Annotated in this window: 8 protein-coding genes; 5 read left to right on the top strand and 3 right to left on the bottom strand. The window is 72.6% G+C overall.

Going from position 1 to position 11,636, the window contains the following annotated elements:
* Window positions 1-78 precede the first annotated feature (78 nt).
* Genes ABZO31_RS12490 through ABZO31_RS12500 form a run of 3 tightly spaced genes read left to right on the top strand, consistent with a single transcriptional unit; the run spans window position 79 to window position 3,549 of the window.
* Window positions 79-990 carry an ABC transporter permease gene (locus tag ABZO31_RS12490; protein WP_406861229.1) on the top strand — a complete coding sequence of 304 codons (912 nt, stop codon included), beginning with the start codon at window positions 79-81 and terminating at the stop codon, window positions 988-990.
* 1 nt (window position 991) lies between these two features.
* Window positions 992-1,813, top strand: a complete 822-nt coding sequence (locus ABZO31_RS12495) for an ABC transporter ATP-binding protein (RefSeq protein WP_406865329.1) — start codon at window positions 992-994, stop codon at window positions 1,811-1,813.
* Window positions 1,814-1,842: 29 nt separating this feature from the next.
* Complete coding sequence (locus ABZO31_RS12500) at window positions 1,843-3,549, top strand: glycosyltransferase 87 family protein (protein ID WP_406861230.1); 1,707 nt, start codon at window positions 1,843-1,845, stop codon at window positions 3,547-3,549.
* A 68-nt stretch (window positions 3,550-3,617) separates the two neighbouring features.
* Here ABZO31_RS12500 and ABZO31_RS12505 read toward each other — a convergent pair whose 3' ends face one another.
* Window positions 3,618-8,567, bottom strand: coding sequence for an NAD-glutamate dehydrogenase (locus ABZO31_RS12505; RefSeq protein ID WP_406861231.1), 4,950 nt, complete (start codon window positions 8,565-8,567; stop codon window positions 3,618-3,620).
* 380 nt (window positions 8,568-8,947) lie between these two features.
* Here ABZO31_RS12505 and ABZO31_RS12510 point away from each other — a divergent pair, with 380 nt between their 5' ends.
* A complete protein-coding gene (locus ABZO31_RS12510; protein ID WP_406861233.1) occupies window positions 8,948-9,508 on the top strand; it encodes a DJ-1/PfpI family protein in 561 nt (186 codons plus the stop codon).
* 82 nt (window positions 9,509-9,590) lie between these two features.
* Here the strand turns inward: ABZO31_RS12510 and ABZO31_RS12515 are convergent, their stop codons facing one another.
* Window positions 9,591-10,238, bottom strand: a complete 648-nt coding sequence (locus ABZO31_RS12515; protein WP_406861234.1) for an HAD family hydrolase — start codon at window positions 10,236-10,238, stop codon at window positions 9,591-9,593.
* Between the two features lie 32 nt (window positions 10,239-10,270).
* A complete protein-coding gene (locus ABZO31_RS12520; protein ID WP_406861235.1) occupies window positions 10,271-10,777 on the bottom strand; it encodes a DUF6912 family protein in 507 nt (168 codons plus the stop codon).
* A gap of 292 nt (window positions 10,778-11,069) precedes the next feature.
* Between ABZO31_RS12520 and ABZO31_RS12525 the strand changes: the two genes are divergently transcribed.
* Entirely contained in the window at window positions 11,070-11,555 is a 486-nt protein-coding gene (locus ABZO31_RS12525; protein ID WP_406861236.1) for an Rv3235 family protein, read from the top strand.
* The last annotated feature ends 81 nt before the right edge of the window (window positions 11,556-11,636 follow it).

Genomic DNA, 11,636 nt, shown 5'->3' on the forward strand with positions numbered 1-11,636 from the left:
GATGCGCCGCTCCGTGCCGTGTGCCGTACGTCGCCGCCATCGCCGCCGTCGTCCTCGCCTCCGAGCGAAAGCGAGCCCGTGACCCTCCTCCTCGACACCCCGCCGCAGGCGCCGCCGACGCCCGGGGACCTGCGCGCCCTCGCCCTGCGCCACGGACTGACCGTGAGCGGCGCGCGGCCGGGCCTGCCCGCGTACGTCCGGCAGCTCTGGTCGCGCCGGCACTTCATCGCCGCGTTCGCGACCGCGCGGCTGACCGCGCAGTACAGCCAGGCGAGGCTGGGCCAGCTGTGGCAGCTGATGACGCCGCTGCTCAACGCGGCCGTGTACTACGTCGTCTTCGGCGTGATCATGGACGTCCGGCACGGCGTCCCGGACTACGTGCCGTTCCTCCTCACCGGCGTCTTCGTCTGGACCTTCACCGCCCAGTCGGTGCTCGCCGGCACCCGCGCGATCAGCGGGAACCTGGGGCTGGTCCGCGCCCTGCACTTCCCCCGCGCGAGCCTCCCCGTGGCGCTCGCGCTCCAGCAGCTCCAGCAACTGGCCTTCTCGCTGGGCGCGCTGGCCGTCATCCTGTGCTGCTTCGGCGAGTTCCCCGACCCGACCTGGCTGCTCGCCGTCCCGGCGCTGGCCCTGCAGGCGCTGTTCAACACCGGGCTCGCGCTCGTGATGGCCCGGCTCGCCGCCCGCACCCCGGACGTCTCGCAGCTGATGCCGTTCGTCCTGCGGACCTGGATGTACGCGTCGGGTGTCATGTGGTCGCTGCACCACCTCGCCGGGGCGGGCCGGCTCCCGGACGCGGCCGTCACCGCGCTGCAGGCCAACCCGGCTGCGCTGTACATCGACCTCGTGCGGTACGCCCTGGTGGACAGCTTCACCGCGGCGCAGCTGCCGCCGTACGCCTGGGCCCTGGCCGCCGGCTGGGCCGTGCTCGCCTTCGTGGGCGGCTTCGTCTGGTTCTGGCAGGGAGAGGAGACGTACGGCCGTGGCTGACATCGAGGACCGGCAGGACCTCACCGAACGCACCCCGACCGTCGTCGTGGACGACGCGCACGTCACGTACACCGTCCAGGGCGGGCGGGCGCCGAAGGCAGGCGCCGCAGCGGCCCTGCGCCGCCTCGTGTCGCGCCGCCAGAGCCCCACCGCTCGCCAGGTCCACGCGGTCAGAGGCGTGAGCTTCGCCGCGTACCGGGGCGAGGCGATCGGCCTGATCGGCTCGAACGGCTCCGGCAAGTCGACGCTGCTCAAGGCGGTCGCCGGGCTGCTCCCGGTGAACCGGGGCCATGTCTACACCCAGGGCCGGCCCGCCCTCCTCGGCGTGAACGCGGCCCTGATGAACGACCTGACGGGCGAGCGGAACGTGATCCTCGGCGGCCTGGCGATGGGGATGAGCCGCGCCGAGATCACGGCCCGCTACCAGGAGATCGTGGACTTCTCCGGGATCAACGAGAAGGACGATGCCGTCTCCCGCCCCATGCGCACGTACTCCTCCGGGATGGGCGCGCGGCTGCGCTTCTCGATCGCCGCCGCCAGGTCGCACGACGTGCTGCTGATCGACGAGGCGCTGTCGACCGGCGACGCGAGGTTCCGGGCCCGCAGCCAGGAGCGGATCGACGAGCTGCGCGCGGAGGCGGGCACGGTGTTCCTGGTCAGCCACAGCAACGCGACGATCACCCGGACCTGCGACCGCGCGCTCTGGCTGGAGGCGGGCACGCTGCGGATGGACGGACCGGCGGCGGAGGTGGTCGGGGCGTACGAGGAGTTCACCAAGAAGGCGGCCGAGCGCGGGAGCCGGACGGCAAAGACCGGGAGTTAAAGGGCGAACCGGACTAGAGTGCGGCGTTGATGACGAACGATCACACCCCCGCCCCGCCCGAACCGCCCCCCGACGAGACCACCTCCCGGCCGGACACCCACGCGACGACGACGGGCCGGCTCGACGCGCGCACGACGGGCCCAGGCCTGACGCGCGCGGGCGCGCCCCCTCCTGCCGCCCCAGGTGCCGACGAACGCCCGGCCGACGCCATGGATACCCACGCGACGCACGCAGGCCGGATCGGCGCGCGCGCGACCGCCCCCGGCCCGGCGGAAGCCGGCGCACTCGCCGCCGCCCCGCCGGACGCCGCCGCACCGCCCGCTCCCACGGACGCCCGCGCTCCCACCCGCCGCACCAACGCCCTGCGCCGCGCCCGCCGGGCCGTCGGACGCGGCAGGTCCGTCGGACGCGGCAGGTCCGGCGGAAGCGGCGGGTTCCGGTCCGGAGACGGTGCCGAGGAGGCGACCGGGGCCACCGGCCGTACCACCGCCCCGCCGCCCTCCCTGACCCGCTCGCCGTTCGAGTCGGAGACGTTCACCGCCGCGTCCTACGTCGCCACCAGCCACACGCCCCACATCGCGCTCGCCTCCGTCTGGGTCCTCACCCGGCTCGGCATGCTGGTGCTGCTGTGGCGGGACAGCCTCGGCATCGGCGGCGTCGGCCGCGAGGTGCACGTGCTCTACCGGTTCTGGTACGACCGGCTCGCCCACGGCACCTTCCCGCCCGACGACCCCACCTGGCAGTACCCGCCCGGCGCCGCCCTCGTCATCGGCTCCCCCGCCGCGCTGCCCTGGTTCACGTACTTCCAGGCCTTCGTCGGCCTCACCCTGCTCGCCGACGCCGTCGTCGCCCTGGCCCTCGCCCGCGCCGACAGCGCCCGCGTCACGCACGGCGCCTGGATGTGGGTCTGCGGGCTGCCGCTGCTGCTGCACATCCCGCTCGCCCGGTACGACGTCCAGACCACCGCGGTCGCCGTGCTCGCCGTCCTCGCGCTGCGCTCCCGGCCCGCGCTCGGCGGCACGCTCGCCGGCCTCGGCGCGATGATCAAGGTGTGGCCGGCGCTCACCCTCATCGGAACGCCCCGCGGCCGCTCCACCCGGGAGGCGTGGACGGCCGCCTGCTCCACCGCGGTCGCGCTGCTGATCACCCTGGGCGTGCTGTTCCGGCACTCCCTGGACTTCCTGCTCCAGCAGGGCGCCCGCGGCATCCAGATCGAGTCGCTCGGCGGCACCGCGCTCGCCCTGGCCCGCGCCGCCGGGCTCTGGCCGGGCCGGATCCAGTACCGCTACGGCGCGTTCGAGTACGTCGGCCCGCACATCTCGTACGTCGAGGTGCTCGCACTGCTCGCCACGCTGGCCGCCTGCTGCTGGCTGGTCGTCTGGCGGGTGCGGGCCCGCCGCTGGACCGCGGCGACCCCGCTGGACGCGGCCTTCGCCGCGGTGCTGCTGTTCACCCTGACCAGCCGGGTGATCAGCCCCCAGTACATGATCTGGCTGCTCGGCCTCGCCGCCGTCTGCCTGACCTGCCGGGAGACCGTGATGCGCCCGGCGGCGCTGCTGCTCCTGCCCGCGACCGCGCTGAGCGCGCTCGCGTACCCCGTGCTGTACGAGGACGTCCTCTCCGGCACCCCGGCCGGGCTCGCCGTCATGGTCGCCCGCAACGGGCTGCTGCTCGCCGCCGGGTTCCTGGCCTGCCGGGCCCTGTGGCGGACGTCGGTCGGCGAGCCGAGGGGTTGAGCGGCGGACGACGAGGGGCGCCCCCGCCGGAGAGATCCGGCGGGGGCGCCCCTTCGTCGAGCCGTCGGCTAGCCGTGCGTGCGCAGCAGCGTGCGGATGGTCCGCATCGCCACCGACAGGTTCGCCAGGTCGAAGTCGTCCGAGCCCTGGATCTCCTCCAGCGTGCTCCGCGCCCGGCCCAGCAGCGCCGCGTTGTTCTGCTCCCACGCCTTGAACCGCTCCTCCGGCGTGGAGGTGCCGTTCCCGGCGCCCAGCACGTCCGCGGTGAGCGCGGCGTGCGCGGCGAACAGGTCCTCGCGGATCGAGGCGCGGGCCATCGACTGCCAGCGGTCGTTGCGCGGCAGCTCGATGATCCGGTCCATCAGCTCGGTGATCCGCAGCCGGTCGGCCAGGTCGTAGTAGACCTCGGCGACCGCCAGCGGGTCCTTGTCGGTGCGGTCCGCGGTGGCGACCACGTCGAGCGTCGGGAAGGCGGACGAGAAGCCCGCGACCCGCAGCGCCAGTTCCTCCGGCACGCCCACCGCGGTCAGCTCGTCGAGGATCGACTGGTACCACTCCAGGTCCGAGCCGCGCAGCAGCTGCGGCAGCTTCGCCCAGACCTGCTCGACCCGCTCGGAGAAGAACGCGATCGTCTCGGCCAGCTCCAGCGGCTGCGGCCGGTTGCCGAGCAGCCAGCGCGTGCCGCGCTCGACGAGCCGCCGCGAGTGCAGCCGCATCCGGGTCTGCACGTCGGCCGGCACCTTGTTGTCGAGGGCCTCGACCGCGTCCCAGACCTCACCGAGCCGGAAGATGGCGCGGGCGGCCGCCTGCGCGCGGACGATCTCCTCGAGCGACGCGCCGGTCTCCTCGCGGAGGCGGTGCAGGAAGGTCGAACCACCGCTGTTGACGGTGTCGTTGACCAGGACCGTGGTGACGATCTCGCGGCGCAGCGGGTGGTTGTCGACCGCCTCGGCGAACTTCTCGCGCAGCTGCGTCGGGAAGTACGCGTGCAGCAGACCCCGCAGGTACGGGTCGTCGGGCAGGTCGGTGCCGATCAGCTCGTCCGCCACCGTGATCTTGGTGTAGGCGAGCAGCACGGCGAGCTCCGGCTGGCTCAGACCCCGGGAGGTGTTGAGCAGCTCGCGGATCTGCCGGTCGTTGGGCAGGAACTCCAGCGCGCGGTCCAGCGCCCCGTCGCGGCCCAGGCGGCGCATGAAGCGCTGGTGGGCGTGGAGCAGGGACGGCGACTGGGCGATCGCGTTGGCGAGCGCGGTGTTCTGCGCGTAGTTGTTCCGCAGCACCAGCGAGCCGACCTCGTCGGTCATCTCCGCGAGGATCTTGTTGCGCTGCTTGACGGTCATGTCGCCCTCGGCGACCAGCCCGTTGAGCAGGATCTTGATGTTGACCTCGTGGTCGGAGGTGTCGACGCCGGCGCTGTTGTCGATCGCGTCGGTGTTGACCTTGCCGCCCTCGCCCACGGGTCCGCCGGTGCGGGCGAACTCGATGCGGCCCAGCTGGGTCGCGCCGAGGTTGCCGCCCTCGCCGATGACCTTGGCGCGCACGTCCTGGCCGTCGACGCGGATGGCGTCGTTGGCCTTGTCGCCGACGTCGGCGTTGGACTCGGCGGAGGACTTCACGTACGTGCCGATGCCGCCGTTCCACAGCAGGTCGACCGGCGACTGCAGGATCGTCTTCATCAGCTCGGCGGGGGTCATCTTGGTGACCCCCTCCTCGATGCCGAGGGCGGCCCGCATGTGCGCGTTGACCGGGATCGACTTGGCCGTGCGCGGGTGGATGCCGCCTCCCGCGGACAGCAGGTCGGTGTCGTAGTCGGCCCAGGAGCTGCGCGGCAGGTCGAACAGGCGGCGGCGCTCGGCGTACGAGGTGGCCGCGTCCGGGTTCGGGTCGATGAAGATGTGCCGGTGGTCGAAGGCGGCGACCAGGCGGATGTGCTCGGAGAGCAGCATGCCGTTGCCGAACACGTCGCCGGACATGTCGCCGACGCCGACGACCGTGAAGTCCTCGGTCTGGGTGTCGTGGCCCAGCTCGCGGAAGTGCCGCTTGACGGACTCCCACGCGCCGCGGGCGGTGATGCCCATGCCCTTGTGGTCGTAGCCGGCCGAGCCGCCGGAGGCGAACGCGTCGCCGAGCCAGAAGCCGTACTCCTCGGCGACGCCGTTGGCGATGTCGGAGAAGGTGGCGGTGCCCTTGTCGGCGGCGACGACGAGGTACGTGTCGTCCTCGTCGTGGCGGACGACGTCGGCCGGCGGCACGACCTCGCCGCCGACGAGGTTGTCGGTGATGTCGAGCAGCGCCGAGATGAAGGTCTTGTACGAGGCGACGCCCTCGGCCAGCCAGGCGTCCCGGTCCACGGACGGGTCCGGGAGCTGCTTGGCGACGAAACCGCCCTTGGCGCCGACCGGCACGATGACGGTGTTCTTCACCATCTGCGCCTTGACCAGGCCGAGGATCTCGGTACGGAAGTCCTCACGGCGGTCGGACCAGCGCAGGCCACCGCGGGCGACCTTGCCGAAGCGCAGGTGCACGCCCTCGACGCGCGGCGAGTACACCCAGATCTCGAACGCCGGGCGCGGGGCCGGCAGGTCCGGGATGGCCTGCGGGTCGAACTTCATCGACACGTAGGAGTGCGGGGTGCCGTCGGCGCCCTTCTGGAAGAAGTTGGTCCGCAGCGTGGCCTTGATCAGGGTGAGGAAGGCGCGCAGGATGCGGTCCTCGTCGAGGGAGGCGACCTGGTCCAGCGCGCCGTCCAGCTCCTCCATGAGGCCGTCGATCAGCTCGGTGCCGGCCCGCTGGCGCTCCGGCGACATCCGGGCCTCGAACAGCGAGACCAGGAGCCGGGTGGTGTGGACGTTGTTGCGGAGCGTGTCCTCCATGTAGTCCTGGCTGAACGTCGAGCCGGCCTGGCGCAGGTACTTGGCGTAGGCGCGCAGCACCAGCGCCTCGCGCCAGCCGAGCCCGGCGGAGAGCACCAGCGCGTTGAAGCCGTCGTTCTCGGCCTCGCCGGTCCAGGTCGCGGCGAACGCCTCCTGGAACCGCTCGCGGGCGTCCTCGCCCAGGTAGTCGCCGTTGGCGGTGGGCATCCGCAGACCGAAGTCGTACACCCAGGCGTGGGTGCGGTCGGCGCAGCGCAGCTCGTACGGGCGCTCGTCGACGACCTCGACGCCGAGCCGGTTGAGCACCGGCAGGACGGCGGAGAGGGAGACCTGCGGTCCGGACTTGTAGATCTTGAAGCGGCGCTCGCCGGGGCCGCTGCCCACGGGCTCGTACAGCGAGAGCGAGAACTCCTGGCCGCTGCTCTTGAGCTGCTCCAGGTGGACCAGGTCGGCGACGGCGGCGCGCGGCGAGTGGTCGGCCTTGTAGCCCTCGGAGAAGGCGTTGCCGTAGCTGCGCAGCAGTTCGGCGGCGCGCTCCTCGCCGAACTCGGCGTTCAGCGCCTCGCCGAAGCCGTCGGCCCAGGAGCGGGCGGCGTCGGCGAGCCGGGCCTCGATGCGCTCCTTGTCGGCGTCGGACAGGTGGGTGAGCTCGGTGCCGGGCGCGACGCGCACGACGAAGTGCAGCCGGGTCAGCACCGACTCGGTGCTCATCAGGGTGAAGTCGACGCTGGTGCCGTCGAGCTCCTCCTTGAGGATGTCCGTCAGCTTCTCGCGGACCGTGGTGTTGAACCGGTCGCGCGGCAGGTAGACGAGGGCCGAGTAGAAGCGGCCGTACTCCTCCTGGCGCAGGTAGAGCCGCAGCCGGCGGCGTTCCTGCAGGTACAGGACGGAGGTGACGATGGAGCGCAGCTCGTCGACCGGGGTCTGGAAGAGCTCGTCGCGCGGGTAGGTCTCCAGGATCTGCAGCAGGTCGCGGCCGTCGTGGCTGTTCGGCGAGAAGCCGGCGCCCGCGAGGACCTCGGCGACCTTGCGGCTGATGACCGGGACGCGGCGGACGGACTCGGTGTACGCGGCCGAGGAGAACAGGCCGAGGAAGCGGCGCTCCCCGACGACGTTGCCCTGCGCGTCGAACTTCTTGACGCCGATGTAGTCGAGGTACGAGGGCCGGTGCACGGTCGCCCGGCTGTTGGCCTTCGTCAGGATCAGCAGCTTGTGCTCGCGCGCCTTGGCGCGGGCGTCGGCGGGCAGCCGGCTGAAGGACTGCGAGACCGGGTGGGCGTGGTGGTCGTCGCCGCTGTGGTGCGGGTCGGAGCGCAGGATGCCGAGGCCGGTGCCGGGGACGGCCGTCAGGGCGTCGCCGTTGACCAGCTCGTACTCGCGGTAGCCGAGGAAGGTGAAGTGGTCGGCGGAGAGCCAGCGGAGCAGCTCGCGGGCCTCCTCCACCTCGGTGGGGCGCAGGTCGTCGGCGACCGGCTCCTCGGGGAGGCCCTCGGCGATGCGCAGCGCGGCGTCGCGCATCTTCTCCCAGTCCTCGACGGTCTCGCGGACGTCGGACAGGACGCGCAGCAGGTCGGAGGTGATCTGCTTGAGGTCGGCGCGGTCGGTCTCGCGGTCGATCTCGACGTGGATCCAGGACTCGGTGACCGCGTCGTGCGGGAGCTCGCCCTTGGCCTCGGTGGTGAGCACCTCGATGAGCCTGCCGGTGACATCGCGGCGGACGACGATCTGCGGGTGGATCACCACGTGGATGCCGCGGCCGACGCGGGACAGCTCGTTGGTGACGGAGTCGACCAGGAACGGCATGTCGTCGGTGACGACCTCGACCACGGAGTGGCTGGACGTCCAGCCGTTCTCGTCCTGCGTGGGGGTCTGCACCCGGACGTTCGCGGTGCCCTGGGGGCGGTTCTCGGCCAGCCGCGCGTGCGACATCGCGGCGCCGTAGACGTCCACCGGTTCGCGGCCCTGCAGATCCTCTGGGGCGGTGTGCAGGTAGTAGCGCTGGAGGTACTCGAACAGGGCGTCCCGGTCCGGGCGCTCCCCGCCCTCCGGGCCCGTCGGAAGTCGCCCCCCGACCGGGCTGTTCTCAGCTACCCGGGCGGCCCGTGCGAGCAGCTCGGCCTTGGCTTCGTCCAGCTTGGTCTGCATGTCCTCTGGCTCCTGTCGCGCGCCGTTGCGTGACGTAGGTGAAAGAAAGGGCACAACGCCGCGACGCGGGGTGTCCGGTCGCGGTCGACGCTATGCCGGGATGAAAGAGTTCCGGGCCCTTGTCGGCCATTCTCATGGGGCACGGGCCGGAACGGAGAAGATCAGCGATCGCCCTGCTCGCCCGGGCGCGGTGGCACTCCGGGCGCGGGCCGGGGGCTTCGCTGCCCCCTCGGCGTATGGCGCTGATCACGGGAAAAGCCTATCGCTCCGGACCCCTGGCTCGTCATGAGCCGTATGTGTACAAAAGCAGGGGGCGAAGTTTGACGTTCTGGACAGCGACACATGTCCTTCTTCGCAAGACGAGACTCCGGAGGCGTCACATGACACCGAAGATCCTGATCGTCACGGGGGACGCGGCGGAATCGCTGGAAGTCCTCTACCCGTACCAACGGCTCCAGGAGGAGGGGTACGAGGTCCACATCGCGGCGCCGACGCGCAAGCAGCTGCGCTTCGTCGTCCACGACTTCGAGCCCGGCTACGACACGTACACCGAGAAACCCGGCTACACCTGGCCGGCCGACCTGGCGTTCTCCGAGGTGGCCCCGGCGGACTACGTCGCCCTGGTGATCCCGGGCGGCCGCGCGCCGGAGTACCTCCGCAACGACCTGGAGCTGCGGAAGATCCTCAAGGCGTTCTTCGACGCGGACAAGCCGGTCGCCCAGATCTGCCACGGCCCGCTGCTGACGGCCGCGATCGGCAGCCTGGAGGGCCGCCGCGTCACGTCGTACCCGGCCCTGGAACTGGACATGCAGGCCGCCGGGGCCACGTTCCAGGACACGGAGGCGGTCGTCGACGGCGTCCTGGTCTCCTCAAGAGCCTGGCCGGACCACCCGACATGGATGAGGGAGTTCCTGAAGATCTTGCGGGAACACACGCCGTAGGGGCCCGCGACGGTGCCGGTTTGTGGGCCATCGTTCCGGGCGCAGACCACCCACAGGCCGTACCCGACAGCGAACCCCGGCCCTAGGCCAACTCGTCCGCGACAGCGACCGCCTCCGCAAGGGAGTCGACCACCGGCACACCCACCCGCGCCAGCGAGGCCCGACTGTGCGAGCCACCAGTGAAGAGCACGGCCCGCGCCCCCACATGCGCCGCCGCGACGGCGTCATCGGCCGCGTCCCCGATGACGACAACGGTCTCGGGCGGGACGCCTAGCGCCTCCACATGCCGCACCATGTGCCCCGCCTTACCGGACGTCGACGCGTCGACCCGCCCGTCCACCCGGACGAACCGCTCCTCGATCCCGTGCCGCCGCACGATCGGTATCAGCCGGTCGTGCGGCGCGAGGGACAGCAGCGACTGCGTGCGCCCGGCGGCCTGCCGCTCGGCCAGCAGCTCCGCCGCCCCCAGCATGAGCCCGCACGCATCCGCCCGAGCCCAGTAGTGCTTGTGGAACGCGTCGTCCATGACGACCCACTCCGCATCCGTGGGCAGCCGTCCCATCAGCCGCTCGTAGAACTTCGGCACCGGCACGGTGTATAGCTCGCGGTACCGCTCCAGCGTGATCGGCTCGAGCCCGAGCTCCTCGAAGGCCGCGTTCGTCGCCCCGATGACCGCGTGGATGTCGTCGAGCAGCGTGCCGTTCCAGTCCCAGACCAGGTGCTTCCCCATGGCCCGAAACCGTACAGCCAGCCTCTGACACGTCAGGCGAGCAGCCCGGGAATCTCCTGGACGCCGTACCAGAGCAGCTCGTGGTCCTCGGCCCCGTCCACGGTGAACCGGGCGTCGTCGTCGCCCTGGTCCGCCGCGCCCAGCGCGGCAGCCGCCGCGGCCACGTCGGACTCGGCGTCGTCCGCGTCGGCGTGCACCGCGGCCGCCTTGGCGAGCGGCACCGCGCCGGCGACCCGGACCTCGCCGAGCGAGGACGCGTCGAGCCCCCGGTCGGGGTCGACGGTCGCCTCGCGGTCCGGCACGTCCACCGCGACGACGACCCGGCGGCGCGCGGCCGCGGGGTCCCCGGCGAGCATCCGCAGCGACGCGGCCGCGGCCCGGTTGAGCGCCGCGTACTCGAGCTCCTCGATGTCGTCGGAGACGTACCACTCGCGCAGCGCGGGGGTGACGGCGTAGGCGGTCAGCGGGCCGGGGCCGAGCTCGCCGGTCTTGTGCGCCTGTGCGAGTCCGGGGAGGGTCAGGGGGACGTACACGCGCATGGCTGGCCGCTTTCGTAGTCGGAAACGCCCTCAGGATACGTGCGAAGGTCCCCCTTCGGGGCGCGGGAGCCCGCCCACGGCCCGTCCACCGCCGCGCGGGCAGTCACCCTCCCTCTCTGCCCGGCAGAGCGCTCAAACCCGCCCCACGTCACTCTGATAGGTGAATCCGGCGGCCTCCGCCGCGGCCCGGTCCGTGCCTTGCGACCGCGCGGATCCCGCCCGTACAAGATCCCCAACAGAAGTTACCGCCCGGTATCCCTCGCCGGGCCGCGACGGATCGGGGACCCCCACCATGACCGGCACCACCCGCCCCCGCAGCACCCGCCCCCGCACCACGGGCCCGGGCAACACCCGTCCCGGCAACCTCCGCCCGGGAGGCCTCCGCCCCGGTGACCCCCGCCGCACGCCGCCGCGGGCCCTGCCCCCGTACGCGCTGTTCGCCGAGCGGCTGCTCGCCGTCCTGAGCGGCGAGCGCCCCGTGCACTGGATGCTGGGCCAGACCGTCGGCCCGGCGTACGAGCAGCTGGTCCGGCTCGCCCCGGACGTCCCCTTCGGCGGCGTACGGCCGGTCCTGCGCCGCTGCCGTGTCCAGGGCGACACCGTCGCCGCCGACGCCACGGTCATGGAGGTCTCCGCGGTCGTGGCCACCGGCGAGCGCGTGCGCGCCATGGCCTTCCGCCTGGAGCGCCCGGCCGCCGACCACCGCTGGCGCTGCGCCGCCGTCGAACTGGACGACCTCCCGCCCCGGGTCCCGGCCCAGTCCCGCGGCCCACGCTGACGCCCGCGCCTGCCCCCCAGCCGTCCCCCGGGCCCGGAGAACGCCGGAGGGGCCGGGCGGGTCCGCTTCCGGACCCGCCCG

This window comes from Streptomyces solicamelliae, from assembly GCF_045348655.1.
Lineage (GTDB): Bacteria > Actinomycetota > Actinomycetes > Streptomycetales > Streptomycetaceae > Streptomyces > Streptomyces solicamelliae.

What these genes read in the sequence shown, in the direction of transcription:
- ABZO31_RS12510 (WP_406861233.1), top strand. Translation starts at nt 8,948, where the DNA reads ATGACACCGAAGATCCTGATCGTCACGGGGGACGCGGCGGAATCGCTG.
- ABZO31_RS12520 (WP_406861235.1), bottom strand. Translation starts at nt 10,777, where the DNA reads ATGCGCGTGTACGTCCCCCTGACCCTCCCCGGACTCGCACAGGCGCAC.
- ABZO31_RS12505 (WP_406861231.1), bottom strand. Translation starts at nt 8,567, where the DNA reads ATGCAGACCAAGCTGGACGAAGCCAAGGCCGAGCTGCTCGCACGGGCC.
- ABZO31_RS12525 (WP_406861236.1), top strand. Translation starts at nt 11,070, where the DNA reads ATGACCGGCACCACCCGCCCCCGCAGCACCCGCCCCCGCACCACGGGC.
- ABZO31_RS12500 (WP_406861230.1), top strand. Translation starts at nt 1,843, where the DNA reads ATGACGAACGATCACACCCCCGCCCCGCCCGAACCGCCCCCCGACGAG.
- ABZO31_RS12515 (WP_406861234.1), bottom strand. Translation starts at nt 10,238, where the DNA reads ATGGGGAAGCACCTGGTCTGGGACTGGAACGGCACGCTGCTCGACGAC.